This is a genomic window from Halorubrum salsamenti (assembly GCF_007671685.1).
GTDB classification, from domain to species: domain Archaea; phylum Halobacteriota; class Halobacteria; order Halobacteriales; family Haloferacaceae; genus Halorubrum; species Halorubrum salsamenti.
Genome location: NZ_VCNL01000001.1, coordinates 79,868 through 103,730, shown reverse-complemented (window position 1 = coordinate 103,730; position 23,863 = coordinate 79,868). Strand labels below are relative to the sequence as shown.

Genomic DNA, 23,863 nt, shown 5'->3' with positions numbered 1-23,863 from the left:
CTTACGCCACGCGCTCGCCTCTCCGATATATGGTCGAGAACGTCGTCTATCCCGCGTACTTCGACGCCGACCGGTCGCGGTCGGAAGGGCGTCGCGTCCCGATGGACCTCGCGATAGAGGAGCCCACCGTCGACGAGATCGCGAAGGCTGTCCAACAGGTCGGCTACGACGCGGTGATCGAACGCGAGAAAACCTACTCCCGCGAGTTCGCTCCGCGGGGCGCGGTAGTGGTTCGAGGGACCGAAGACACCGCGAAAAACGACCTCGTGCAGGCGATCGCCGCCTACCTCGGGGTCATCCGGGAGTGACGATGCGCCGCGTCGGCACCGTCGTTCGCACCACCGGGGGGCTCGCCATCGCGCGCGCCGAGGCGGACGAGGAACCGCCCCGGATCGGCTCGTCCGTGGTCGACGAGTCGCTCGCGACGGTCGGCCGCGTCGTCGACGTGTTCGGCCCGGTCGATCGCCCCTACGTGGCGGTGACGCCGAGCGACGACGACGTCGCGGCGCTCGTCGGCGGGAAGCTGTACGCGCGCTGACGCAGCCCTACTCGGGAGTCGGCGCCTCAGCCGGGTTCTCAGCGGGGCCCCCAGCGCTTTCGTCCTCGTCTTTGTCGACGTCGCCGTTTCCGTTCCCCTCCTCGTCCCCGTCCTCGTCTTCGCCTCCATCTCTGTTACTCTCCACGACGGCGAAGTCCTCGATCGTCTTCGTCGAGCGGGCGAGCCGCTCCGCGACGACGAGCTTCTCGGTCCGATCGAGCCGCTCCCAGTCGAGTTCTCCCGGCGGTGACTCCTCGAACGCCCGGAACTGCTGGTACACCGCCTCGTTGACGAACCGCTCGAACGACTCGCAGTTCGGACACGTCACCGACAGGTGCGAGGTGTCGAACTCGCGAGTCTCCGTGTGTTCGAGACAATTCAAACAGCGGTAGGTCCGGGTTCTGCTCACGGGTCCACGGAGGCGACGGACGCGCTAATACCTGCGGGTACCGGTGCGAAAAGCAGAAGCCGAAAGCGCCGCGAGGCGCGTCGAAGCGCTAGAACAGCGCCGACGCCGCGGCCTCGGCGGTCTCGATGACCGGTCCGAAGCCGGGCAGGAGAAGCACCGTCGCGACCGCCGCGAAGACGACCGCGGCGTACAGCCCGGTCGGCCGCACGTCGATCGCGTCCAGCGAACTCGACGACGCCGGGTCGTCGATGAACAGCGCCTTCACGACCCGACTGTAGTAGTACAGCGAGACGACGCTGTTGACGGCACCGAACGCCGCCAGCCACAGGAAGCCGTTGTCGATGGCGCCCATGAACAGGAAGTACTTCGAGAAGAAGCCGGCGAACGGCGGCAGCCCGGCGAGCGAGAACATGAACACGGCCATCGCCGTCGAGGCGACGGGCGCGCGCCGCGCGAGCCCGGCGTAGTCCTCGAAGGTCCGGCCGACGCCCCACCGCTCCGCCATCGCGACGAAGAGGAACGCGCCGGTGTTCATGAACCCGTAGACGAGCAGGTGCGCCATCGCCGCGCCCATCACGGCGCCGTTGGCGCCCCCGTCCTGCGACAGGGCCGCGACGCCGATGAGCACGTAGCCCGCGTGCCCGATGGAGGAGTACGCGAGCATCCGCTTGACCTCCTCCTGAACGGCCGCCGCGAAGTTACCGAGCGTCATCGTCACGGCCGCGAGAATACCGAACGCCAGCACCCAGTCGATGCCGGCGGCGAGCGACGCGCCGACCGGGAACGCCTCGGTGAACAGGCGGAACGCGATCACGAAGCCGGCCGCCTTCGAGGCGGACGAGAGGAACGCGCTCACCGGTGCGGGCGCGCCCTCGTACGCCTCCGGCGCCCAGAAGTGGAACGGGACGGAGGCGGTCTTGAACGCGACGCCCCCGACGATCATCACGATGCCGAGACCGGCGACGCCGGCGAGGCCGTCGAGCGAGCCGATCCCCTCGGCGACATCGCTGAGCAGCAGCGACCCCGTCGCCGCGTACACGAGGGAGATGCCGAACAGGAAGATCGCCGAGGAGAGCGCCCCGACGAGGAAGTACTTCATCCCCGCCTCGACGCTGCCGCGGTTCCGCTTGAGGTACGCGACGAGCACGTACGACGGCAGCGACACCATCTCCAAGGCGACGAAGAGGACCGCGAGCGAGTTCGCGGCCGCGAGCAGCGCCATCCCGGTCGCCGCGAACACGACGAGCGAGTAGAACGCCGCCGGGCTCTCGTGGTCGTGGAAGTAGTCGTGGGCCGCGACGACGACCAGCGCCGTCACGGACGCGAAGATGGCGGTGAAGAACAGCGCCATCGTGTCCACCTTGATCGCCTCGGCGAACAGGGTGATCGCGCCGCCGGTGTCGGCGCTTCCGGTGCCGGAGACGACCAGCCAGACGCTCGCCGCGAGCGCGGCGAGCGACCCGAGCGCGCCGACGACCGCCATCGAGGTGTTCGACCGCGCATCAGGGGTAATGGTATCGACCAGCAGCAGCGCGAGCCCGGTGAACGCGAGCAGGAAGACGGGCAACAGCGCCGCGACCTGCGGAAGCGTGTTAACCATCGATAGTCACCCCCTCGACCACGGGAACGGCGGCGTCACGGATCATCTCGAAGAAGATGTCGGGCGCCACGCCGAGCACGATGATCGCCACCAGGAGCACCGCGAGCGGGGCGACGTCGTGGAACGGCGCGGGACCCACGTCGTAGTCGGTTTCGAGCTCGAAGGGCCCGAACAGCGTGCTCTGCATCGCCGACAGCAAGTATCCGGCGACGATGACGATACCGAACATCGCGAGCGCCGTGAAGATCGGTGCGTACGGAAGCGCCGGGGCGGAGAACGACCCCACGAAGATGAAGAACTCACCGGCGAAGCCGGCCATCAGCGGGAGCCCCATGTACCCGAACGCACCGGCGACGAAGATGCCCACCGCCACGGGCATCCGGTCGGCCATGCCGGACATGTCGCCGACCATCCGCGTGTGCGTCGCGTTGTAGATGACGCCGACGGCCATGAACATCAGCCCCGAGATGAGGCCGTGCGCGACCATCTGGAAGGTCGCGCCGCCGACGCCGTACTCGGTGAACACGATCAGCCCGAGGATGACGTATCCCATCGACGAGACGGAGGAGTACGCGACGATCCGCTTGAGGTCCTTCTGAGCCAGCGCCAGCATCGCGCCGTAGATGACGCTGATGACGGCGATGGCGCCGATCGGAATCGCGAGTGCGGACGCCTGATCCGGAAGCATCGTGAAGTTGAACCGGAGCAGCGCGTACGTCCCCATCTTCAGGAGGACGCCCGCCAGCAGCACCGACACGGGCGTCGGGGCCTCAACGTGGGCGTCCGGCAGCCACGTGTGGAACGGAACGATCGGGACCTTCACCGCGAACCCGAGGAACATCGCGAGGAACGCGACCATCGCGATTCGGTCCGGCGAGATGCCGAACCACGTCCCGAGACCGCCGTCGGCGATCGCTCCCGTGATCTCCGGGAGAGCGAACGAACTCGCCGAGTCGCCGAGCGCGAACGTCAGCGACATGAACCCGATGAACATCAGCAGCGACGCCGCGTTCGTGTAGACGAAGAACTTGATCGCGGCGTACTTCCGGCGGGGACCGCCCCAGATGCCGATGAGGAAGTACATCGGCACGAGGACGGCCTCCCAGAAGACGAACCAGAGGAAGAAGTCGAGTGCGGTGAACACGCCGAGCAGGTTCGCCTCCATGAACAGCATGAGCCCGTAGAACTGGCTCTGACGAGCGTCTATCGGCGTCCACGCGCTCACGATCGCGAGCGGAACGAGGAACGTCGTAAGCACGACGAGCGGGAGGCTGATCCCGTCGACGCCGACGAACCACGACACGGTCCGACCGCCGACCTCCAGCCACTCGATCTGGGTCGCGTACGCGATGTCGCCGCCCGTGAGGGCGTTGCCGGCGCCGTCGAAGCCGGACCAGAGATACATCGAACCGACGAACGGGAGCAGGCTGAACGCGAACGCCAGCCGACCCGCCCACTCGTCCGGCGCGAGCAGCACGAGGAGCGCGGCCACGAACGTGAACCCGATGAGGGCTTCGATCATCACAGGAACCACCCCCCGGTCACGCCGAGCGCGAGAAGCAACGCGACGAGCCCCAGCGTGAGCAGCGTGGCGTACTGCGAGACCACGCCGCTCTGAAGCCGGCGGACCCGACTCCCGCCGAAGAGGCTCACCGACGAGACGCCGTTGACGACGCCGTCGATGATCCCCTGATCGAAGGTGTTAGCGCCGCCGGCGACGTCTTCGGTGCGATACGCGAGCCATACCTGCAGTTCGTCCAAGTAGTAGTTGTTGTACAGCACGTCTTTGATCCCGCCGAGCTTCGCCGTGTGCTCCGTCGGCGACGGAACGTTGTAGAGCCGCCAGGCGACGAGGAGCCCGGTCAGCGCCAAGCCGAGCGAGACGGCCGCGCCGACGAGGACTGTACCGACCTCGCCGCCGACGAGGTACCCGCTACTGTACGGCCCGATGTCGCCGTAGTGATGCGAGGAGAGCCCCTCAATGCCGCCCCACTCGTTGTCGAGCCAGAGGTGGAGCAGGTCGATCCCCTCCAGTCCGAGGACCTTCTGGACCGGCACCATGTTGATGAAGCCGGTGACGACCGCGAGCACGCCCAGCACCGTCAGCGGTCCCTTCACGTTCCAGCGAACGGATTCGGGGTCGCGGGCGGTCTCGGTCCGAGGCTCGCCGTGGAACGTCAGGAACACCATCCGGAAGGTGTAGAAGGCGGTGACCGGCACCGCGAGCAGCCCCATCAGGTAGCCGCCGAGCAGCAGCGGATCGTTGAGCCCGTGGACGAGCGCCTCGTAGAGGATCTCGTCTTTCGACCAGAAGCCGGCGAACGGGAAGATGCCCGCGAGCGCCAGCGATCCGGCCAGGAAGGTGTAGTACGTGACGGGCATCTTCGATTTGAGCCCGCCCATGTCCCACATGTCCTCGTTGTGGTGCATCGCGATAATCACCGCACCGGCGCCGAGGAACAGCAGGGCCTTGAAGAAGGCGTGGGTGGTCAGGTGGAAGACCGCGGCCACGTACCCGCCCGCGCCGAGCGCGAGCATCATGTACCCGTACTGCGAGATGGTGGAGTACGCGAGCACCTGCTTCAGTTCGTCTTTCACGACGCCCATCGTCGCCGCGAACAGCGCGGTGAAGCCGCCGATGAAGGCGATCACCGCGAGCGTCGTCGGCGTCAGGGCGTAGAACCCGTACATGCGCGCGACGAGGTAGACGCCGGCCGCCACCATCGTCGCGGCGTGGATGAGCGCGGAGACGGGCGTCGGGCCCTCCATCGCGTCGGGGAGCCACGTGTGCAGCGGGAACTGCGCGGACTTCCCGACGACGCCGCCCAACACCAGCAGGCCGACGACCGTCAGCCACGTCTGGAGTTCGAGTCCGCCGGGCGTCCACGCGACCGAGCCCTCTCCGGCGAGCGCGGCCTCAGCGAGGGCGGGGAACGACTCGGTCCCCGCGAACTGCGCGGTGCCGAACGTCGCGATCACCGCGACGACGCCGATCAGGAAGAAGTAGTCCCCGAACCGCGTGACGAGGAACGCCTTCTTCGCCGCCGACGGCGGGCCGGGCTCCCGGAAGTGGAAGCCGATGAGCAGGTACGAGCAGAGCCCGACCAGCTCGAAGAACATGAACGCCATCAGCAGGTTGTCGGCGACGACGAAGCCGAGCATCGAGGCCGAGAACAGGCCGAGCCCGGCGTAGTACCGGGGCAGCCCCGTCTCGCCCTCGTCGTTCATGTAGCCGAGCGAGAACACGTGGACCAGAAGCGACACGAGCGTCACGATGACGAGCATGAGCGCCGACAGCGGGTCGACCAGAATCCCGAAGGACAGTTCGACGTCCGTCGGGCCGATGCCGCCCGCGCTCGCCCACGTGTAGAGCGTTCGATTCGCCGCCTCCCCGCCCGCCACCGTCGCGAGCACCCACAGCGAGAGCAGGAACGACCCCGCCGTCGCCGCGATGCCGCCGAAGGCGCCGCCCTTCGGGAGGTACTTCCCGACACCGAGAGCGATCAGGAACGAGAAGAACGGGAGGAGAACGATCGCCGGAACGTATGAGAACACGTCTATCATGTTACCACCTCATCTCCGTTGGAACGGTCACGTCGGTGACGCCGAAGTTGCGGTACAACACGAGGATGATGCCGATCCCGATCGCGACCTCCGCGGCCGCGAGCGCGATGACGAACAGCGCGAACACCTGTCCCGTGAGGTCGCCGTAGTACAGCGCGAACGCGACGAAGTTGATGTTCGCGGCGTTCATCATGAGTTCGACGCTCATCAGGAAGTACAGCGCGTCACTCCGGGTGAGCACGCCGAACAGGCCGATACAGAACACGGCGGCGGCAAGCAGCAGGTACCACTCGGGCGGGATCGAGGAGGCGACGGCGGTCATTACCGCTCACCCCCCTCGCGCCCGCCGTCGGTGAGCGCCTCGCCCATCGCGGAGACGATGGAGCCGTCCTCCTCGCGTTTCGCGAGGTAAACCGCGCCGTCGACGGCCACGTCGAGCGCGACGGCGGCGATCAGGAACGCGGCGAGGAACCCTTCCGAGGGCACAGATCCGAGCTCGTACTCGGCGAGATTAAAGAGGGCGTACCCGATGTTGTGGACGATCGACGCGTCCGCCGGGAACGCCGCGACCTCACCGAAGTCGGCCGACAGCACCGTCATGGCCATTATCGCGAACAGCAGTCCGACCGCGACTGCGGGAACGAGACGCCCGCGGCTCCGGGAGTCATCGTTACTCATGCGCTATTCACCTCCGTTTCCGTGTTCGATCGCGTGAGCATCACGGCGAACGTGACGAGAATTAAGACCCCGCCCACGTAGACGAGGATCTGCATGGCGGCGATGAACTCCGCCTGCAGCATCACGTAATGCACCGCAACGCTCGTCAGGGCACCGCCTAGAAGCAACGCGGCGTGGAACACGTCGCGCGCTAGGACGACCCCGAGGCCGAACGCCAGCGTGACCGCGGCGAACAGCCCGAACGCGATGGTAGCATAAACCATTGTGTTTGTCTCCTATGAGAGTCCCTTTGAAGATTTCGAGACGCGCCCGCTACTGGTAGTCGACCTCGCCGTCTCCCTCCCCGATCCACGCGCCGCGATCGGGGTTCCGGGACTCCAGCGGGTCGATTCCCTTGTACCACGGGACGTTCTTGAGCTGTTCTTTGTTGAACACGAAGTCGTCCTTCGTGTCCGCGGTGAACTCGAAGTTCTGCGTCAGCAGGATGGCGTCGACGGGGCAGACCTCCTCACAGAGCCGGCAGTAGATGCACTGGCCGATGTGGAGGTTGTACTGCTCGCCGTTGCGCTGGTCGTCCTGCACGATCTGGATCGTGTCGTTCGGGCAGACGTTCTCGCACTGTCGACACCAGATACACCGCTCCTGACTGAACTTGTGGACGCCGCGGAAGCGCGGGCTCACCTCGGGCGCGTCCTCCGGATATTCCACCGTGAACGTCTTCCCGTCGAGCGCGTGCTTCATCGTCGTCGCCATGGATTTCATAAGTCCGATCATGTTACGCGATCACCCCCACGATTACGGCCGTGAGCACCAGGTTCGCGAACGACAGCACCAGCATTCCCTTCCAGCCGATCTCGATCAGCTGATCGATCCGGACGCGAGGAATCGCCGCGCGGGCCCACTGCGTGAACAGGAAGAAGCCCCAGACCTTCACCACGAACCAGATGAAGCTGATGCTCTCCGGACCCGGGCCGGACGCGCCGCCGAGGAACACCACGGAGAGGATCGCGCCGCCGAGGAAGATGTGGACGAACTCGCCGAGGTAGAACAGGACGAAGTACGCCGAGGAGTACTCCGTCTGGTACCCAGCGACGATCTCCGTCGGTGCCTCGGGGATGTCGAAGGGGTTCCGTCCGATCTCCGCCATGTTCGCCGTGAGGAACAGCACGAACGCGAACGGGTTCACGAACGCGAACCACGACGGGATCGAGACCCCGGCGATCGTCACGAGCGTCTCCGTCTGCGCCCCGACGACGCCGCTTATCTGGAGCGTTCCCGCGAAGATCACGACCGACATCGCGGTGACGATGAGCGGGATCTCGTACGCGAGGTTCTGCGCGACGGCGCGGAGCCCGCCGAGCAGCGAGTACTTGTTGTTCGACGCGTAGCCCGCCATCACCAACGAGACGGAGGCGATGGAGGCGAACGCGAACACCAGCGCCAGCCCGACTTCGGGGTCGGCGAGGTGAATGTTCAGCGGGCCGATCTGGCCCATCGGGATCACGGAGAAACCGAGCATCGCCGACGCCGGCAGGAGGATCGGTGCGATGTCCCACGCCGGACGGTCGACGCCTTCGGGAACGATGAGCTCCTTCGCGAGCAGCTGGACCGCCGCCGCCGGAATGATGAGCAGCCCGTAGGGCCCGATCCGGTCGACCGCGATCCGGTCGGTGAACGCGGCCGTGATCTTCCGTTTCGCCCACGGTCCGGCGACGCCGGAGAACGCGAGGATGATGTTCGCGACGAGCGCCGCCCCGATCAGCGAGGCGACGACGTCGCCGAGGACGCTGTCGATCCCGAACGCGTCGACGAGGAACTCGGGGAACAGCTGTGCGGGCGCCGTGCCCATTAGCGGTCCACCTCCCCGAGAACGATGTCCAGGCTACCGAGCGCGGCGACCACGTCGGGGACGTACTCTCCGTTCGCCATCTCCGGGAGCGTCTGGAGGTTCGAGAAGCACGGCGACCGGATCTTGAACCGCGCCGGCTTGTCCGTGCCGTCCGCGCGGATGTAGATGCCGAGCTCGCCCTTCGCGCCCTCGACGGCCCGGTAGATTTCGGTGTCGTCGTCCGGGCGTAGCGTGCGCGGCACGTTCGCCTGGATGTTCCGCTCGTCTTCGGGCCAGTCCTCGAGCAGGTCGACGCACTGCTCGATGATCTTCGCGGACTCCTCGACCTCGCGCATCCGGACGAGCAGGCGGCTGAAGTTGTCGCAGCCGTCCTCGGTGATCACGTCCCAGTCGAGCTCGTCGTAGTAGCCGTACGGGTCGTCGCGGCGCAGGTCGTAGTCGACGCCCGACCCGCGAAGGACCGGACCGGTCGCGCCGTAGTTCTTCGCGACCTCCGGCGGGAGGATCCCGGTGTCGATCGTCCGCATCTGGAAGATCTCGTTGGAGGTGATGAGGTTGTGGTACTCCTCGATCGACTCCGGAAGCTGGTCGAGGAAGTCCCGCGTGTTCGAGAAGAACTCCTCGCGCGGCTCCGGGAGGTCCCAGACGACGCCGCCGAGCCGGAAGTAGTTGAACATCAGCCGCTGACCCGTCAGGTCCTCCAAGAGGTTCTGGACGCGCTCGCGGTCGTTGATGGCGTACATGAACGTCGCCGTGAAGTCGCCGTTGATGTCGAGCGCGAACGTGGCGAGCGCGAGCATGTGCGCGGCGATCCGGCACATCTCCGCGCCCATCGTGCGGATGACCTGCGCGTACTCGGGCACCTCGATGTCGGCGAGGTCCTCGGCCGCGCGGGCGTACGCCCACTCGTTGAGCAGGCCCGCCGAGATGTAGTCCCAGCGGTCCGGGTACGGCATGATCTGGTGACGGTACGTCCCGTTCTGCGCCATCTGCTCCTCGCTGCGGTGGAGGTAGCCGATGTCGGGCTCGACGTCGACGACCTGCTCGCCGTCGAGCGTCGTCTTCAGGTGGAGCACGCCGTGCGTCGCCGGGTGATGCGGTCCGATGTTGAGGAACATCGTGTCGGACTCGGCGTCCTTGTGGTGTTCCTCCAGTGGGTTCGCGTGCTCCGGCAGCGTGGCGATCTGCGGCCGGTCCTTGTCGTAGTCCATCGACAGGGGGTGGCCCTGCCACGTCTCGGGCAGCAGGATCCGGCGCAGGTCGGGGTGGTCGTCGTACTCGACGCCGATCAGGTCGTACGCCTCGCGCTCGTGCCAGTCGGCGGTGCGGAACACCGGCTCGGCCGACTCGGAGACGGGGTTGTCCTTATCGGCGGGGACGACGACGCTGACCTCCTGGGTCGGGTCGTCGAACTTCTTCAGGTGGTAGATCGACTCGTACCGGTTCTCGTACTCCTGTGCGGAGACCACCGAGAGGTGGTCGTATCCCGCCTGCTCTTTCAGGATCGAGAGCGTCTCCTGGACGGTGTCGGGCCGGATGACGAACCCGGGCGCGTTCAGGTGGTCGTCGCGGTCGACGACGAGATCGCCCAAGAGCGCCTCCAGCTCGTCGGGAGTGCGCTCGACGGCGCCGTCGTCGACGGTGTCTGGTCGTTCGAGACTCATGGCGAATCAGCGAAGTTGTACCGCATGACGAGTTCGTCGTCCTCGATCTCGTCGGCGAGCTTGTCGACGAGCTCGTCGCGTTCGAGATCGGAGAACTCCTCCAGTTCGTACGGCTTGACGGTGACGGGCGAAGCCTCGCCGTTGGCGACGCGCTCCTGCAGCTTCACGACGCCGTAGACGAGCGCCTCGGGGCGGGGCGGACAGCCGGGGACGTGGATGTCGATCGGGATGACTTCCTCGGCGCCCTTGATCACGTTGTACCCCTCTTGGAACGGACCGCCGGAGATGGTACACGAGCCCATGCCGACCACGAACTTCGGCTCGGGCATCTGGTCGTACACGCGCTTCATCCGCGGCGCGAACTTCGAGACGATCGTCCCGGGGACGATCATCACGTCGGCCTGCCGCGGCGAGGCGCGGGGAACGCCCGACCCGAAGCGGTCGAGGTCGTGTTTCACCGCGTAGGTGTGCATCATCTCGATGCTGCAGCAGGCGATGCCGAACTGCAGCATGAACATCGAGGAGCCGCGACACCAGTTCAGGAACTTGTCGAACTTGGTGAGGATGAACGGCGAGGAGCCGAACGCCTCTCGGAGGCGGGAGTTAAACCGGTCCCCCTGCCCGGTCATCCGGGCGTCGCGGGTCTCGGTTACGACTTGCGATTCGTCGGTGATGAATGGTTGATCGCTGCTCATTAGTTGAGGTCACGCTCCGTCTTTCGACTTGTCGCGCGGGGACTCCGGGCCCAGCTGATGGCGCCGGAGCGCCACGCCCAGACGAGTCCGATCGCGAGGATTCCGACGAACGCCAGCATCGGCCACAGCAGGGCGATCATCGGCACGCCAGCGCTGATCGCCGGACGGTAGATGACGGCCCACGGGAACAGCAACACGGTCTCGATGTCGAACACGAGGAACAACAGCGCGACCATGTAGTACTGAATGTTGAACCGGATCCGCGTCCCGCCCGTCGGGGTCTCGCCGGACTCGTAGGTGGTACTTTTACCGGTCTCAGGCACGCTCGGACGGAGTAACGCCGACACGGACATCATCCCCAGCGGGATGAGCACGCCGACGGCCGCCAAGGCGCCGATCGCTATCCAATCGCTCATATAGGTCTCCGTAACGTGCGAGGATTTGGACCGCCCCCTCATAAGCGTTGAGTCTTCACCGCAACGCCCCCACGTCACCGAAAACGCCGGCGAGCGAGCCGGACGGACGATCGGGGTCGGGTGTCGTCTCGGCTCTCCGGCCGTCCTACGACTCGTCGCGGTCGCGGAACCCGTCGATGCCGAGGTCGTGCAGATCGACCGACACCTCCGCGACACCGCCTTTCAGCCCCTCGTGGTGTTCGATCAGCCGCTCCTCGACCGCGTCGTGCTCCCGCGCGAGCACCTGCGCGGCCGACAGGGCGGCGTTGAACGACTTGCCGGCGTCGACGGCGACGATCGGGGCCCCGGTGGGCATCCCGATCACGGAGTCGACCGACTTCTCTTGAACCGGGACGCCGATCACCGGGATCGGGTACGCGAGCGACGCGGTCATGTTCGGGAGGTCGGCGGACTTCCCGCCCGCGCCCGCGATCACGACCTCGAGCCCGCGGGCCGCCGCGGTCTCCCCGTACGCGTACATGAGCTCCGGCGTCCGATGTGCGGAGACGACGTAGCTCTCGTAGGTGAACCGCGCGTCGGGCGCGTCGTCGAAGGCGGTCTGCTCGGCGAACCCGAGCTCGTCGAGCGCCTCGTAGGCGCCCTCCATGACGGGGAGGTCCGAGTCGGACCCCATGATGATCCCCACGTCGGGGGTGGTTTCGGGGTCGGCGTCGGCCGCCGCCTCCGCTTCGAGCCGGTCGATCAGGTCTTGGACCGTTGTCATGGGTGTGGGTGACGCGAGGCGGGTTGTAAATCGTGCCGGTCCGGCGGCCGACCAGTACGCCGTCGATAGACGCCCCGGCGACCGCAACGCCGAAGGGTCTAGCCGCGGAATCGCGGGACGAACATGCCCTCCAGACGCGCGTTTCTCTCCGGCCTCGGAGCGGCCGGACTGACGGCTACCGCCGGCTGTCTCACCGGATTCGACGCCGCTCCCGGAACCGACGAGACGTACGACTGGCCGACCGGCGGCGGCGACGACTTGAACTCGCGGGCGGTTCCGGACGGGACCGCGCCGCGAGACGACCCGACCGTCGACCGGACGCACGAGTTCGACGGGATCCCCGCCGGCGATCCGGTGGTAACCGCCGAAACCGTACTTCTGAACACCGGCGTGGACGTGGTCGCGCTCGATCGCGAGGACCTGAGCCGGCGCTGGTCCGTCGCTCCCGACGACAACGACGCCTTCCGCTACACCGGGGCGCCGGCCGTCGCGGACGGCGCGGCGTACGTCCCCGAGAGCGACACGCTGGTCGCGCGCGACCTCGACACCGGCGAGCAGTTGTGGAGTCACGAGTTCGAGTACGTCTTCGGGGAGACGACGCCGCTCGTGGTGGAGTACGGGGACGATGTCCGGGTGATCATCGGCGCCGGCGAGTACCTCCGGGCGTTCGACGGCTCGACGGGTGAACTCGAGTGGGAGCGCCGGCTGGACGGCATCGTCCGACGCGCCGCCGCCCGCGCACTGGCGTCGGTGTACGGCGTCGTCTACGTCGCGACCACCGGCGGGAATCTGTACGCGGTCGACGACGACGGTCGGGTCCATTGGGGTCGAACCGTCGAAGCCGGGATCCGGACCCCGCCGACCGTCGTCGGGTCACGCGGTCCGGACGGCGAGTCGATACGGGGGTCGGGCGACGTGGTCGTCGGCGCGGGAGACGGGTCGGTTCGGTGTTTCGATCCCGGCGGGGAGCCGCAGTGGGAAACCGACCTTCGCGGGTTCGTCGAGGGCGGAATGGCGGTCGGTCACGGCGGAGTGTTCGCGTCCTCCGGCGGACGGCTGTACGCGCTGAACGCGGAGAACGGGAGCCACGCGTGGCGGACCGAGATCGGGAACGCCGTTCGACCGACGCCGCCGGCGCTCGTGGGCGACAGGATATACGTCGGCGGAGAGCGACTCCACGGGATCGGCGTCGACGGCGGGATCGGTTTCCGGTCCGTCCGCCTCGGAGAGACGCGGTTCGAACACGAGGTCGACGGCGGCGCGAGCTACGTCACCGCCGCCGACGGGAGGCTGTTCGCGACGGTGGCGACGGGAACCGGCAACGGGCGGTTAGTGGTCCTTTCCTGAGAGGTACGCGCGCCGCGAAGACGACGTAGTCGGTCCCGAACGCGACCGCGGCGGCCGGGGCAGTCCCTCTCTCCGCGCACTCGCGGAGAGCCTCGATCCGGTCCGGCTGGAGCCGGATCGACTGGCGTTCGCGGGCGCGTCGGGCGCGGGGTCGTCGGGCATCGGCCAGCGGCTACGCGTCCCGGAACGTCAGCCCGTCGCGGAGTTCGCGCGCCCGCGAAAGCAGGGCGTCGCGGTCGGCGTCGGCGGTTCGGTCCGTCGCCGTCAGGTGCCCCATCTTCCGGAGCGGGCGCACGTCGTCTTTCCCGTACCAGTGGAGGTCGGCGTCGGGCGCCGCGAGCACCTCCTCGACGCCCGACAGCGTCGCGGGCTGGGTCTCCTCGACGTCCCCGAGCACGTTCGCCGTGACCGCGGGCGCGACGAGGTCGGTCGGGCCGAGCGGCCACCCGAGAACGGCCCGGACGTGGTTTTCGAACTGCGAGGTGCGCGCGCCCTCGATGGTCCAGTGGCCGGAGTTGTGCGGCCGCGGCGCGATCTCGTTGACGAGCACGTCGCCGCCGCGGGTCTCGAACAGCTCGATCCCGTAGACGCCCCGGCCGTCGAGCACGTCGAGCACGTCACGCGCGATCGACTCGGCCTCGGCGACGACCGCGTCGTCGGTCCGGGCCGGCGCGACGCTCTCGCGGAGGATCTCCTCGCGGTGGACCGTCTCGGTGACGGGATAGGTCCGCGTCTCGCCGTCGGCGCCCTTCAGGCCCATCACGGCGATCTCGCGCTCGAAGTCGAGGAACTCCTCTGCCATCGCGTTGCCGCCGACTTCGTCGAGCGCGCCGGCCGCGTCCGCGGGGTCGTCGACGGGAACGTTCCCGCGGCCGTCGTACCCCCCCTCGCGGGCCTTCAGCATGACGCCGCCGTACTCCTCGACGACGCGTTCGAGCCCCTCGGCGGTGGCGACCGCGACGAACTCGGGGACGGGGATCCCGGCGTCGACCAGCGTCTCCTTCTGCACGAGCTTGTCCTGAATGGTGCGGAGCGTGTCCGGATCGGGATGAACGGGTACGTCGTGTTCGGCGGCCGCCTCGGCCATCAGGTCCGGGTCGGCCAACTCGATCTCGAAGGTCAGAGCGTCGGCGCGACTCGCCAGCTCGCGGATCGCGTCGGCGTCGTCGAAGCCGCCGACGATCTGGTCGCTGACGACGGGGCTGGCCGGACAGTCTGGCGTCGGGTCCAACACGACGACCTCGACGCCGAGCGGCGCGACCGCTTCCCCCATCATTCGACCCAGTTGACCGCCGCCGACGACGCCGAGCGTCGGTCCCGGTAGCGTGATCGTCATACGCGGCGGTACCGGACGTTGCTGCATAAATATTCCCACATCAGACGTAGAAATACACACGTTCGTGGTTACACTGTGTGGCTCCGCTGAAGTGCGCTTCTCAGACAGAAGATATGAACCAACTAGGCGTCGAAAGGCGCTTTTTGATTGATAGCGGGAGTAGGTATTGCAGTTCGGTGGTACCGATTTAGTTATTTAAATAGACCTGAACCACGGCATCGATCGCTTATAAACGAGGGTTGCGGTTGGCGCGCGCCTGCGAGCGGCCGCCCCCGGCGGCCGCGAGTCAGCGCGTGCGAGGGACGCGGTGAGCGCTCGCAGAGCGCGAACCGCGAGGCTGGGGAGGCGTGAGGTGCGGTTGCGGTGCTGTACGGGTGGGATTCAAAGGGGCAGCCGGCGAGGCGGACGCAGGTGACGTAAGCACTGCAGGGAGCGAGCAGCACGAGCGACCGAAGCGCGCAGCGAGCGTGCGTCCGCCTCGCCGGCTGGGGCTTTGGAAGTCTTCACCGCAAAGCCGTCGATCCCTTATAAACAGCCGACAGCAACACCACAATCCGACTTATAAATGGCTACTCTCACGACGTACTACACCCACTCCCGCTATCGATCGTCGCCGCGTCCGTACTGATCGATCGAGGGTCCAGACAACGATCGCTGCAAGCGGTTCCGACGGAACTGACCGCACACGAACGGACCGCGAAGTCTACAGCTCGACCGACGCGAGGTCGCTCTCCAGCTCCGCGACGAACTCGTTGTACGCGTCGACGAACCCCCGGAACGAGTCGGCGTACTCGCGCACGTCGGCCGCCGAGGGCGCCTCGTACTGCGAGAGGAGGTAGAGCCCGCCCGACCCGCCGACGCGGAGGTACGAGACGGCTCCCTCGTCCCACTTCAGCTCCCAGCGGTCGCCGCCGACGCGAGCGGTGAAGGTCCCGTAGTCGTCGCCCTCGTACCGGTAGATCTCGCCGGCCATGACCGAGCAGGTGTCGCGCACGCGGTCCAGCACTCGATCGCGCTCGGCGACGACCCCGTCGGTCGAGGCCGGCTCCGGGAACTCGGCGCTCACGCCGTCGAGGACGCCCGACAGCGACCCCACCCACTCGTTCCACGCCGCGACGAAGTTCGCGTAGTCGTCGAGCGCGGTCGCCAGGTCGGCCGGCTCCGGCGGCTGCTTCGTCGATATCACGTACACGTCCGAGCCCGACTTCGGCGAGAACAGCAGGAACTCCAGCTCGCCGGCCTCGTGTTTGACGGTCCACGTCCCGCCCGGCGTCGACAGCTCCTGTCGGCCGTAGTCGCCGCCCTGCAGCCTCGCGAGCTGGTAGGCGATCGTTCCGGCGTGGTCGCGTACGGCGGCGACGAGCTCGTCGCGCCGGTCGGCGACCGCGTCCGTGTCGCGCACGTCGAGGTCGAGCCCGAGATCGGCGTGGGTGGTCACGGGCGTACTGGGCGCCTCACCCGGTTAACGAGTTCGGGTCCCCGAGCGCAACGACGGCCGATCACCGACGATCACGCGATCGACTCCCGGATCTCGCGGACACGAGCCGGTTCGTCGATCCCCGAGCGCACCACCAGCGCGAACACCTCGTCTCCGCCCGGAACCGGGGCGTCGCCGCTCAGGATCGCGCCGGAGCCGGTCTCCTCGGCGAGCCACCGCCGCCCGTCCGCGATCGCCTCGCGGTTGAGCCACGCCGGCGGCCCGCCGACAACGAGCAGGGTCCGGTCGGCCCGTCCTCCCGGCACCTCGACGGTGTTCTTCCCGCGGGCCGCCTTCCGGATCGTCGTCTCGATCGCCGACACCGCGGCGCTCGTGTCGACCTCCGCCGGCTCCGAGGAGCCGAACAGCCCGAGTCCGAACCGCGACCCCGACTCGGGCGGCTCGACCGCCTGCGTCGCGTGACCGATGGCGGCGATCTCTCCGTCGTCGCCGACCGCCCGAGCCACGTCGCTCGCGTCGAGCACCTGCTGGGGCGTCGACTCGGCGTCGTCGGCCTCGCCGGCGCCGAACAGCGCCGCCATCCGTTCCGCGACGACCCCGTTCAGCCGGTCTCGGACGTCTGCGACGGCCTCACCCGGACGGAGCCACTCGTCGTTGTCGAACGGGAAGACCGCCGCACACCGGTCCGAGAGCGCGTCGAGGGTCCGCGCCGCGTTCTTCTCCGCGAGGGGGCGCTCCGGGGGGCGTTCCTCGGGAGCGTCTCCGGTCCGGCTCGCGTGGGCCGGGTCGGGCTCGCCGGGCTCGGACTCCGCCGGCGTCGGGAGCAGCCCGACGGCGTAGACGGGAACGTCGTAGAGCCGCGTCAGCTCGTCGGTCAACGCCGGCGCGACGCCCGCACCCGCGCCGCCGCCGAGCCCGACGACGAGGACGAACGCCTCCGCGAGCGACGGCTGCTGATCGTCCATCGCCCGGCCCAGCTCGCCGGCGTGGGCGTCGCCGAGCCGCCGAGCCGCGTGGAGGTCGCCGTCGAGCCCGCCCCCGCCGGCCGCGTCGCCGAAGCGGTACCGGCGGGACTCGTCGATCGAACGGAGGGCGTCGAGCGCGGCCGCGTCGGTGTCGAACGCGTTGACGCCCTGCAGGAACCGGTCCCCGTCGCTGTCGGCGGCGAGCCGGTCGGCGATCCGGCCGCCGGCGCCCCCGAGACCGATCACGTGTACACGCATACGTCATCCCGGTCGTCGAGCGGGGGTTTATCTCTTCGGCCCGAGGGGAGAATCCCGGCTCGGCACTCGTCGATCAGAACTCGTCGAGCTGGCGCTGTCCGCGGGGGACCTCCGGACCGACATCCTCGGAGTCGCCGCCGAGCAACCGTATCAGAGCGGTGTCGGCGAACGTGAGCGCCAACACGAGCACGATCGGCGCGAGGAACAGCCCGTGGAACCCGAACACGACCGGGCCGAAGATGTACGCGAGCATGAGCAGCCCGACGTGGGTGGTCTTCCCGCTGAAGTAGGGTCGGAGCACGATGTCGGGGATCGTGTCGACCACGATCGCGGCGACGACGAGGAACCCGGCGACGTACGCGAGCGCGGCGACCTCGTCCCCGAGGACCGGCGGGATCGCGGTCACCGCCGCGAGCGGGACGTACACGATCTTCATCCCGATCACGGGGATCAGGCTGGCAATTCCGGTGAGCGCGCCCGCGAGCGCCGGGTACGGCACCTCGACGATCTCGGGCGCGACCACGTTGTAGCCGGTGTATGTCACGACGGCGATGATCGAGATGGCGATGACGTTGAGCAGGTTCCCGTACAGCACCGCCTCCAACTCGGCGTCCGCCGCCTCCAGGTACTCGCGGACGACCGCGTCGTCGTCGAACGTGAGCAGCCACTCGTGGAACTTCGACCCGTCGAGCAGCAGGTAGTAGGTGACGACGATCGTGATGAGGAGATTCAACGCGAACCCCGAGAGCACGCCCGCCAGCAACGTTGCCTGCTCGGAGGCGAAGTTGATGAGCGGGTCGAGCTGGCCGGACTGGTACGCCTGCATGACCCCGTCGAACGTCGGGTTCGAGAGCGCGGCGAGGTCGCCGACCCACGAGTTCTCGGCGCCGACCGTCTCGGCGACCGGGTACTGCTCGATGAATCGGCGCGCTTCGATCAGCAGGAGGAGCACGGTGTAGCTTAAGAGTCCGATAAGCGGGATACCGATCAGCGACAGCGAGGCCACGGCCCTGACCCGAGCGGGGAGCCGGAAGCGTTCGAGCTGGTGGTGGAGACGCCGGGTCGAGTAGTAGAGGAAGACGGCGACCGTGAGCGGAGCGACGAACCGGAGGGCGATGAACCCGACGAGCAGCGCGACGACAAGTCCGAAGAGGGCGATGACGAACCGCTTTTCGTCCATGGCGGTTCCTCTCGGCGGTCGGACATAAACTATGGGGGCCCTGCCGGTCCCGGCGGAGAGCGCGACGCCTACCGACTCGGACCGTCGTCGACCGCGCGCTCGTAGCGCGCCACCTGTTCACGGTGGAGCGAGAGGATCATGTCGGCGAGGAACCCGAAGATCAGAAGCTGGATCCCTAAGGTCGCGGCCCCGACGGCGCCGATCGCGATTATCTCGTGGGTGATCCCGTTGACGAACCAGTCGTAGAGCACGTATCCGGTCATGAGCGCGCCGGCGCTCGTCGAGATCACACCGAGACTGCCGAAGTAGAACAGGGGGTTGTTCGTCTTCGCCTTCCGGTACAGTTCGAGGAAGATCACCCCGCCGTCGCGGACGGGATGGAGGTTGGTGGCGGAGCCGCCGGGGCGCTCGCGGTAGGTGATCGGGACGACCGCGACCGACTGCCGGTTCTTCACGCACTCGACCGCCATCTCGGTCTCGATTCCGAACCCGTCGGCGGTGAGATGGAGTCTGCGGAACGATTCGCGGGTGAACGCCCGGTAACCGGAGAGGATGTCCCCGTAGCTCTCACCGTGAATCGCGCGGAACGAGAGGTTGATGAGCCGGTTGCCGATCCGGTTCAGTCGCGTCATCGCGCCCGGTCGCATGTCCGCGAACCGGTTCCCGATGACGTGGTCCGCCTCGCCGGACAGCAGGGGTTCGAGCATCGCGTCGGCGTCGTCCGCGTCGTACGTCGCGTCCGCGTCGGCCATCACGACGTATGACGCGTCGATGTGGTCGCGGACCGCCTCCCTGACGGCCTGCCCCTTTCCGCGCCCTGACTGCTCGACGACGCGCGCGCCCGCCTCGCGAGCCGCCTCCTGCGTGCCGTCCGTCGATCCGCCGTCGATGACGAGGACCTCGTCGAGTCCGGCGTCGCGGAACGCCTCGACGACGCGCGCGACCGTCTCGATCTCGTCCATCGTCGGCAGCAGGACGCAGACGTCGTCGTACTCGCTCATTATGGAGCCGATATCAGGGGAGTCGCTAAACTCTGTCCTTCCGGGTCCAGACCGAAACCCCACAGACCGGGACTACCGCCGGTCCTGCGGGCACCCATACGCTCATGTACCAGACGATCGATCGTGGTAGCATGGGACACCCACCGGACGACAGCGTCGAGGAATTGCTCAGTGCCGCGCGGACCGCGACCGGAGACGAGCTTCGGAGCCTCACGTACTTCACCGAGGTGGACGTCGAGCAGCTCTACCTCCGCAGCGACCTGAGCCGGACCGCCGACCTCGTCGGTTTCGCGGAGAGCGAGCGACACGGGTTCCACGCGCAGTCGCTGTACGCCGACACCCAGCTCGGCGACTACCAGTTCACGGTCCGCGTGTTCGAAAACGGCTACCTCACGCGCGTTATCAACAACGGTCACGGGGTATGGGTGACGACCGACTCGATGGATATCGACCGCTTCGAGGAGCTCGCGAGCGCGCTCGGGGCGATCCTGCGATCGTTCGACCCGGCGTAAGAGCGTCGACCCGGTTTCCCCAACCGACCGCGGCCACCTCACTCGAAGTGGCTCCGCATCTCGGGGACCAGCTCGTCGGCGTCGACCGGCTTCGTCACGTAGCCGTCGGCGCCGGCCTTCACCGCCTCCATCATCTTCTCCTGCTGGTCGACGCTCGTGCACATCACGATCACGGCGTCGGGCCAGCGGTCCCTGATCGCGGCGGTCGCCTCGATCCCGGTCATCTCGGGCATGACGACGTCCATCGACACCGCGTCCGGTTCGTACGCCTCGAACAGCTCCACCGCCTCCGCGCCGTTCTCCGCCTCGCCGACCACCTCGAAGGGGCCGTCCAGCGCGTCCCGAACGACGGTGCGCTGGAACGAGGAGTCGTCGACGACGAGTACCCGCTCGGTCATGCGCATTCGTCGGCAGCTAAACGGGATAAACGCGCGGATCGATCACGCACCGGCTGACCGTCTCCTTTCTCCTCCTCCCTCCCACTTCGCCGGCGACGCGGAAGAAGACCTTGTATATTCGATGAAGCGTATAATGAACATAGGAACAAGGTTAAGGTGTATCCGGCGGTATCCACGTCCATGGAAACGCGGAAAGTCCAGCGGTTGGGGCCGTCGACGCTGGCGATGACCCTCCCCGCAGAGTGGGCGAAGGAACACGGTGTCAACAAGGGCGACGAGGTGTCGCTGCGGATGGGCGGTAAGGGGACCCTCACGGTCCTGCCGGAGTCGGTAAGCACGGAAGAGTCGGAAGCGGTGATCAACGCCGACGGGCTCGACGCGCAGTCTCTCGAACGCGCTATCGTCGCGCAGTACGTTTTGGGGCGGCGGGTGATCCACGTCCGTAGCGAGGGGACGCTCGACAGCGAGCACATCAACGCCGTTTATAAGGCCGAGACCCAGCTGATGGGGCTCGGCGTCATCGAGGAGACGCCCTCGGACATCTCGATCCGGTGTTCCGTCGACCCCGAGGACTTCACTCTCGACAACCTGCTCGAACGGCTGGAGAACACGGGATCGACGATGCGCGGCGAGGCCGTGAAGGCTCTCGCGCACGGCAATCCCGACCTGGCCCAGCGCGCGCTCAACCGCGAGCGGCAGGCGAACAAGATCTTCGTCCTCCTGCTCCGGCTCATCTTCACGGCGTACCAGAACCCGAACCTCGCCCGCGCAGTCGGGCTGGAGGAGGGGTTCCCCCTGATCGGCTACCGATCGGTCGCGAAGAACCTCGAGCTCACCGCCGACAACGCGGAGGACATCGCCGACATCGTGATGGAGGCGGAGGGTCACACGCTCGACGTCGACAGCGCGACGATGCGACAGATCCGGGAGTTCACCGACCAGGTGGACGAGCTGACCGCGCTCGCCGTGCGGGCGGTCGTCGAGCGCGACTACGACCTCACGGTCGAGTGCCGCAAGCTGTTCGCCCGGCTCGAAGACCGCGAACAGGAGATCCTCGGGGAGCTCCCGAGCGACCTCGACAACGACACCCTGCTGATGACCCGCGAGGTGCTCGTCAGTCTCCAGCACACCGCGGAGTATGCGATGCGGAACGCCGAGATCGCCGCGAACCTCGCGCTCAACGAGGCCTCCGAGCACGTCGAGATCATCTAGGCGAGCGTCGCCGTTTCGAGTCCGATCTCCCGCGTTCGCATGAACTAAGTAGTCGCCCGCAAAGCGACGAGTATGAGTGAGGCATCCATCGACTCTGACAAGGAGGTCGGCGTGGCGCTCGCGTTGGGCGCGATCGCGGTCGTCGGCGCCGTCGTGATGTTCGGCCACCCGGCGCAGCTCGGGAAGGCGTGGGGATTCGGGGCGGCGTTCGTCTTCGCCCTCTGTTCGGTCGTCGCCGTCCAGATCTTCGACTGAGCGCGGTCCGAACGAGAAACCGTTAAGGACGTTTGCCGCCTACCTCCGGGATATGAGCGAGTACACCGAGGAGGAGCAGCGAATCCTCGCGTACCTCACGGACAGCGTCACCCGTGGCGAGCGGTACGTCCGTTCGAAGACGATCGCCGACGCCATCGGCCTCACCGCCAAGCAGGTCGGCTCCCGACTCCCCCGGCTCGCCGAGAAGTCCGACGACGTGGACATCGAGAAGTGGGGCCGCGCGCGGTCGACGACGTGGCGCGTGACCCCGCAGGGCTGAGACGATCCCCCTCCCGTCCGCTTGACTCCGCCCCTGCCCGCTCGACTCGCGTGCTTTTAACTCCCGTAGCCCCAAACGGGAGCGTATGACCGTCCGAGTCTCCCGGACGTTCGAGTTCGACGCCCCCCCTGAGGACGTGTGGGCGTTCATCTCGGACGCCGAGCAGCGCGCAGGAGCGATCAGCGTCGTCGACACCTTCGAGGTACACGGCGACGGGCGAGCGACGTGGCACGTCGCGCTCCCGATCCCGATGATACGGTCGACCATCTCCGTCGAGACGGAGGAGGTCGAGCGCGAGCCGCCGACCCGGGTGAAGTTCGTCGGCAAGTCGCGCGCCTTCCGCGTCACCGGCGAGCACACGATCACCGAGACGGACGGCGGCTGCCGGCTGGCCAACGAGTTCGTGGTCGACGGCCGGCTGCCGGGCGTCGAGTCCTTCTTCGAGCGCAACTTCGACGCGGAGCTGGACAACCTGGAAGACGCCCTGCGAGCGTCGTTCGGAACCACGGCATGAGGCTCGCCTGCGTCCAGCTCGGCGTCGAGGGCGGCGCCGTCGAGGGCAACGTCGCGAGCGCGATCGAGTCGGTCCGCGAGGCCGCGGCCGACGGCGCCGACCTGGTCGTCCTCCCGGAGCTGTTCGACGTGGGGTACTTCGCGTTCGACTCGTACGCCCGCGCGGCCGAGAGCGTCGCCGGCGACCGGTTGGGTCGGTTCGCCGCGGTCGCCGCCGAGGAGGGCGTCAACGTGCTGGCGGGGACCGTCGTCGAGGACCTCGCCGCGTCCGCGACCGACGGGATCGACGTACCGGCCGACGAGGGGTTCGCGAACACTGCGGTGCTGTTCGACCGCGACGGTGAGCGCCGGCTCGTCTACCGGAAGCGGCACCTCTTCGGCTACGGGTCCGAGGAGACGGCCCGGATGGTCCCCGGCGAGCGCGTCCCCGTGACGGAGGTCGAGGGCGTCCGTGTCGGCGTGACGACCTGCTACGACCTCCGGTTCCCCGAGCAGTTCCGAGGGATGGTCGAGGACGGCGTCGACTGCGTGCTGGTCCCGAGCGCGTGGCCGTACCCGCGCGTCGAGCACTGGCGGACGCTCGGCCGCGCGCGGGCGATCGAGAACTTGACCTACGTCGCGACGGTTAACGGGAGCGGCGCGTTCGACGGCGGCGACGCGCTCTGCGGCCGAACGACCGTCTACGACCCGTGGGGGACGACGCTGGCGTCGGCGGGCGAGGAGCCGACGACCGTGACCGCCGAAGTCGACCCCGACCAGGCCGCGGCGGTGCGCGAAGAGTTCCCCGCGCTGCGCGATCGTCGGTAGTTGCGGACCGCCTCATTCGTAGCCACGGACCGTCTCATTTATACGGGAGAAGCGACAACGGTCCGATGCCGAAGTCCGACGCTTTTCTCGTTGGGGTTCGGCGACAAAACCACGCGCCCGTCCCGACCACTCGGGCGGCGACGCCGATGACAGCCCGGGGGTCCGCTGTTCGGCCGCCGCCCGCC

General features: G+C 67.7%; 28 protein-coding genes. 9 read left to right on the top strand and 19 right to left on the bottom strand.

Annotated features, from left to right (window positions below; all coding sequences use genetic code 11):
• The first annotated feature begins 29 nt into the window (after positions 1-29).
• Complete coding sequence (gene srp19, locus FGL94_RS00545; RefSeq protein ID WP_144919929.1) at positions 30-308, top strand: signal recognition particle subunit SRP19; 279 nt, start codon at positions 30-32, stop codon at positions 306-308.
• Positions 309-310: 2 nt separating this feature from the next.
• Positions 311-538 (top strand): H/ACA ribonucleoprotein complex subunit GAR1, encoded by a 228-nt coding sequence (locus tag FGL94_RS00540; RefSeq protein WP_144919927.1) that lies wholly within the window; start codon positions 311-313, stop codon positions 536-538.
• A gap of 7 nt (positions 539-545) precedes the next feature.
• Here FGL94_RS00540 and FGL94_RS00535 read toward each other — a convergent pair whose 3' ends face one another.
• The 13 genes from FGL94_RS00535 to purE all read right to left on the bottom strand — a co-directional run bounded on the left by FGL94_RS00535 (position 546) and on the right by purE (position 12,176).
• Positions 546-947, bottom strand: coding sequence for a hypothetical protein (locus FGL94_RS00535; RefSeq protein ID WP_144919925.1), 402 nt, complete (start codon positions 945-947; stop codon positions 546-548).
• A gap of 88 nt (positions 948-1,035) precedes the next feature.
• Positions 1,036-2,547, bottom strand: coding sequence for an NADH-quinone oxidoreductase subunit N (locus tag FGL94_RS00530; RefSeq protein ID WP_144919922.1), 1,512 nt, complete (start codon positions 2,545-2,547; stop codon positions 1,036-1,038).
• Positions 2,540-4,069: a complex I subunit 4 family protein gene (locus tag FGL94_RS00525; RefSeq protein WP_144919920.1), complete on the bottom strand. Its 1,530-nt coding sequence runs from the start codon at positions 4,067-4,069 to the stop codon at positions 2,540-2,542. Before FGL94_RS00525 ends, FGL94_RS00530 begins: the two co-directional genes overlap by 8 nt.
• Complete coding sequence (gene nuoL, locus FGL94_RS00520) at positions 4,069-6,111, bottom strand: NADH-quinone oxidoreductase subunit L (RefSeq protein ID WP_144919918.1); 2,043 nt, start codon at positions 6,109-6,111, stop codon at positions 4,069-4,071. The genes FGL94_RS00525 and nuoL overlap by 1 nt, the downstream gene beginning before the upstream one ends.
• A gap of 1 nt (position 6,112) precedes the next feature.
• Positions 6,113-6,433: an NADH-quinone oxidoreductase subunit NuoK gene (gene nuoK / locus FGL94_RS00515; RefSeq protein ID WP_144919916.1), complete on the bottom strand. Its 321-nt coding sequence runs from the start codon at positions 6,431-6,433 to the stop codon at positions 6,113-6,115.
• Positions 6,433-6,789, bottom strand: a complete 357-nt coding sequence (locus tag FGL94_RS00510; protein WP_144919914.1) for a hypothetical protein — start codon at positions 6,787-6,789, stop codon at positions 6,433-6,435. Before FGL94_RS00510 ends, nuoK begins: the two co-directional genes overlap by 1 nt.
• Positions 6,786-7,052 (bottom strand): NADH-quinone oxidoreductase subunit J, encoded by a 267-nt coding sequence (locus tag FGL94_RS00505; RefSeq protein WP_144919912.1) that lies wholly within the window; start codon positions 7,050-7,052, stop codon positions 6,786-6,788. Before FGL94_RS00505 ends, FGL94_RS00510 begins: the two co-directional genes overlap by 4 nt.
• A 49-nt stretch (positions 7,053-7,101) precedes the next feature.
• Positions 7,102-7,563, bottom strand: a complete 462-nt coding sequence (locus FGL94_RS00500; RefSeq protein WP_006629674.1) for a NuoI/complex I 23 kDa subunit family protein — start codon at positions 7,561-7,563, stop codon at positions 7,102-7,104.
• 1 nt (position 7,564) lies between these two features.
• The gene (locus FGL94_RS00495; RefSeq protein WP_144919910.1) at positions 7,565-8,638 is read right to left on the bottom strand and encodes a complex I subunit 1/NuoH family protein; all 1,074 of its coding nucleotides are present in this window, start codon (positions 8,636-8,638) and stop codon (positions 7,565-7,567) included.
• Positions 8,638-10,302, bottom strand: coding sequence for an NADH-quinone oxidoreductase subunit D (locus FGL94_RS00490; protein WP_144919908.1), 1,665 nt, complete (start codon positions 10,300-10,302; stop codon positions 8,638-8,640). Before FGL94_RS00490 ends, FGL94_RS00495 begins: the two co-directional genes overlap by 1 nt.
• The gene (locus tag FGL94_RS00485; protein ID WP_144919906.1) at positions 10,299-10,997 is read right to left on the bottom strand and encodes an NADH-quinone oxidoreductase subunit B; all 699 of its coding nucleotides are present in this window, start codon (positions 10,995-10,997) and stop codon (positions 10,299-10,301) included. The genes FGL94_RS00490 and FGL94_RS00485 overlap by 4 nt, the downstream gene beginning before the upstream one ends.
• Positions 10,997-11,413: an NADH-quinone oxidoreductase subunit A gene (locus FGL94_RS00480; protein WP_144919904.1), complete on the bottom strand. Its 417-nt coding sequence runs from the start codon at positions 11,411-11,413 to the stop codon at positions 10,997-10,999. Before FGL94_RS00480 ends, FGL94_RS00485 begins: the two co-directional genes overlap by 1 nt.
• Positions 11,414-11,558: 145 nt before the next feature.
• The gene (gene purE, locus FGL94_RS00475; RefSeq protein WP_144919902.1) at positions 11,559-12,176 is read right to left on the bottom strand and encodes a 5-(carboxyamino)imidazole ribonucleotide mutase; all 618 of its coding nucleotides are present in this window, start codon (positions 12,174-12,176) and stop codon (positions 11,559-11,561) included.
• Between the two features lie 123 nt (positions 12,177-12,299).
• On the opposite strand from purE, the gene FGL94_RS00470 reads away from it, so the two are divergent.
• The gene (locus FGL94_RS00470; protein WP_144919900.1) at positions 12,300-13,523 is read left to right on the top strand and encodes an outer membrane protein assembly factor BamB family protein; all 1,224 of its coding nucleotides are present in this window, start codon (positions 12,300-12,302) and stop codon (positions 13,521-13,523) included.
• Positions 13,524-13,695: 172 nt separating this feature from the next.
• Here the strand turns inward: FGL94_RS00470 and FGL94_RS00460 are convergent, their stop codons facing one another.
• The 5 genes from FGL94_RS00460 to aglJ all read right to left on the bottom strand — a co-directional run bounded on the left by FGL94_RS00460 (position 13,696) and on the right by aglJ (position 19,701).
• Positions 13,696-14,859 (bottom strand): 5-(carboxyamino)imidazole ribonucleotide synthase, encoded by a 1,164-nt coding sequence (locus tag FGL94_RS00460; RefSeq protein WP_144919898.1) that lies wholly within the window; start codon positions 14,857-14,859, stop codon positions 13,696-13,698.
• A 703-nt stretch (positions 14,860-15,562) separates the two neighbouring features.
• Entirely contained in the window at positions 15,563-16,297 is a 735-nt protein-coding gene (locus tag FGL94_RS00455; RefSeq protein ID WP_144919896.1) for a hypothetical protein, read from the bottom strand.
• 71 nt (positions 16,298-16,368) lie between these two features.
• Positions 16,369-17,520: an FtsZ/tubulin family protein gene (locus FGL94_RS00450; protein ID WP_144919894.1), complete on the bottom strand. Its 1,152-nt coding sequence runs from the start codon at positions 17,518-17,520 to the stop codon at positions 16,369-16,371.
• Between the two features lie 73 nt (positions 17,521-17,593).
• Positions 17,594-18,700, bottom strand: a complete 1,107-nt coding sequence (locus FGL94_RS00445) for an AI-2E family transporter (protein ID WP_144919892.1) — start codon at positions 18,698-18,700, stop codon at positions 17,594-17,596.
• A gap of 68 nt (positions 18,701-18,768) precedes the next feature.
• A complete protein-coding gene (aglJ, locus tag FGL94_RS00440; RefSeq protein WP_144919891.1) occupies positions 18,769-19,701 on the bottom strand; it encodes an S-layer glycoprotein N-glycosyltransferase AglJ in 933 nt (310 codons plus the stop codon).
• A 131-nt stretch (positions 19,702-19,832) separates the two neighbouring features.
• Between aglJ and FGL94_RS00435 the strand changes: the two genes are divergently transcribed.
• Positions 19,833-20,213, top strand: a complete 381-nt coding sequence (locus FGL94_RS00435; RefSeq protein WP_144919889.1) for a DUF7522 family protein — start codon at positions 19,833-19,835, stop codon at positions 20,211-20,213.
• Positions 20,214-20,251: 38 nt separating this feature from the next.
• On the opposite strand, the gene FGL94_RS00430 is transcribed toward FGL94_RS00435, so the two are convergent.
• Positions 20,252-20,611 (bottom strand): response regulator, encoded by a 360-nt coding sequence (locus FGL94_RS00430; RefSeq protein WP_144919887.1) that lies wholly within the window; start codon positions 20,609-20,611, stop codon positions 20,252-20,254.
• A gap of 180 nt (positions 20,612-20,791) precedes the next feature.
• Here FGL94_RS00430 and FGL94_RS00425 point away from each other — a divergent pair, with 180 nt between their 5' ends.
• From FGL94_RS00425 to FGL94_RS00405, 5 genes are all read left to right on the top strand, one after another.
• Entirely contained in the window at positions 20,792-21,823 is a 1,032-nt protein-coding gene (locus FGL94_RS00425; protein ID WP_144919885.1) for a phosphate signaling complex PhoU family protein, read from the top strand.
• A 72-nt stretch (positions 21,824-21,895) separates the two neighbouring features.
• Positions 21,896-22,078, top strand: a complete 183-nt coding sequence (locus tag FGL94_RS00420) for a DUF7525 family protein (protein ID WP_144919883.1) — start codon at positions 21,896-21,898, stop codon at positions 22,076-22,078.
• Positions 22,079-22,130: 52 nt separating this feature from the next.
• Positions 22,131-22,358: a DUF7123 family protein gene (locus tag FGL94_RS00415; RefSeq protein ID WP_007998354.1), complete on the top strand. Its 228-nt coding sequence runs from the start codon at positions 22,131-22,133 to the stop codon at positions 22,356-22,358.
• An 85-nt stretch (positions 22,359-22,443) separates the two neighbouring features.
• Entirely contained in the window at positions 22,444-22,872 is a 429-nt protein-coding gene (locus tag FGL94_RS00410) for a CoxG family protein (protein WP_144919881.1), read from the top strand.
• A complete protein-coding gene (locus tag FGL94_RS00405) occupies positions 22,869-23,678 on the top strand; it encodes a carbon-nitrogen family hydrolase (RefSeq protein ID WP_144919879.1) in 810 nt (269 codons plus the stop codon). Before FGL94_RS00410 ends, FGL94_RS00405 begins: the two co-directional genes overlap by 4 nt.
• Positions 23,679-23,863 lie beyond the last annotated feature (185 nt).

Coding starts and splice junctions, on each gene's coding strand:
- srp19 (WP_144919929.1), top strand. CDS start 30: ATGGTCGAGAACGTCGTCTATCCCGCGTACTTCGACGCCGACCGGTCG.
- FGL94_RS00540 (WP_144919927.1), top strand. CDS start 311: ATGCGCCGCGTCGGCACCGTCGTTCGCACCACCGGGGGGCTCGCCATC.
- FGL94_RS00530 (WP_144919922.1), bottom strand. CDS start 2,547: ATGGTTAACACGCTTCCGCAGGTCGCGGCGCTGTTGCCCGTCTTCCTG.
- FGL94_RS00525 (WP_144919920.1), bottom strand. CDS start 4,069: ATGATCGAAGCCCTCATCGGGTTCACGTTCGTGGCCGCGCTCCTCGTG.
- nuoL (WP_144919918.1), bottom strand. CDS start 6,111: ATGATAGACGTGTTCTCATACGTTCCGGCGATCGTTCTCCTCCCGTTC.
- nuoK (WP_144919916.1), bottom strand. CDS start 6,433: ATGACCGCCGTCGCCTCCTCGATCCCGCCCGAGTGGTACCTGCTGCTT.
- FGL94_RS00510 (WP_144919914.1), bottom strand. CDS start 6,789: ATGAGTAACGATGACTCCCGGAGCCGCGGGCGTCTCGTTCCCGCAGTC.
- FGL94_RS00505 (WP_144919912.1), bottom strand. CDS start 7,052: ATGGTTTATGCTACCATCGCGTTCGGGCTGTTCGCCGCGGTCACGCTG.
- FGL94_RS00500 (WP_006629674.1), bottom strand. CDS start 7,563: ATGATCGGACTTATGAAATCCATGGCGACGACGATGAAGCACGCGCTC.
- FGL94_RS00495 (WP_144919910.1), bottom strand. CDS start 8,638: ATGGGCACGGCGCCCGCACAGCTGTTCCCCGAGTTCCTCGTCGACGCG.
- FGL94_RS00490 (WP_144919908.1), bottom strand. CDS start 10,302: ATGAGTCTCGAACGACCAGACACCGTCGACGACGGCGCCGTCGAGCGC.
- FGL94_RS00485 (WP_144919906.1), bottom strand. CDS start 10,997: ATGAGCAGCGATCAACCATTCATCACCGACGAATCGCAAGTCGTAACC.
- FGL94_RS00480 (WP_144919904.1), bottom strand. CDS start 11,413: ATGAGCGATTGGATAGCGATCGGCGCCTTGGCGGCCGTCGGCGTGCTC.
- purE (WP_144919902.1), bottom strand. CDS start 12,176: ATGACAACGGTCCAAGACCTGATCGACCGGCTCGAAGCGGAGGCGGCG.
- FGL94_RS00470 (WP_144919900.1), top strand. CDS start 12,300: ATGCCCTCCAGACGCGCGTTTCTCTCCGGCCTCGGAGCGGCCGGACTG.
- FGL94_RS00460 (WP_144919898.1), bottom strand. CDS start 14,859: ATGACGATCACGCTACCGGGACCGACGCTCGGCGTCGTCGGCGGCGGT.
- FGL94_RS00450 (WP_144919894.1), bottom strand. CDS start 17,520: ATGCGTGTACACGTGATCGGTCTCGGGGGCGCCGGCGGCCGGATCGCC.
- FGL94_RS00445 (WP_144919892.1), bottom strand. CDS start 18,700: ATGGACGAAAAGCGGTTCGTCATCGCCCTCTTCGGACTTGTCGTCGCG.
- aglJ (WP_144919891.1), bottom strand. CDS start 19,701: ATGAGCGAGTACGACGACGTCTGCGTCCTGCTGCCGACGATGGACGAG.
- FGL94_RS00435 (WP_144919889.1), top strand. CDS start 19,833: ATGGGACACCCACCGGACGACAGCGTCGAGGAATTGCTCAGTGCCGCG.
- FGL94_RS00430 (WP_144919887.1), bottom strand. CDS start 20,611: ATGACCGAGCGGGTACTCGTCGTCGACGACTCCTCGTTCCAGCGCACC.
- FGL94_RS00425 (WP_144919885.1), top strand. CDS start 20,792: ATGGAAACGCGGAAAGTCCAGCGGTTGGGGCCGTCGACGCTGGCGATG.
- FGL94_RS00420 (WP_144919883.1), top strand. CDS start 21,896: ATGAGTGAGGCATCCATCGACTCTGACAAGGAGGTCGGCGTGGCGCTC.
- FGL94_RS00415 (WP_007998354.1), top strand. CDS start 22,131: ATGAGCGAGTACACCGAGGAGGAGCAGCGAATCCTCGCGTACCTCACG.
- FGL94_RS00410 (WP_144919881.1), top strand. CDS start 22,444: ATGACCGTCCGAGTCTCCCGGACGTTCGAGTTCGACGCCCCCCCTGAG.
- FGL94_RS00405 (WP_144919879.1), top strand. CDS start 22,869: ATGAGGCTCGCCTGCGTCCAGCTCGGCGTCGAGGGCGGCGCCGTCGAG.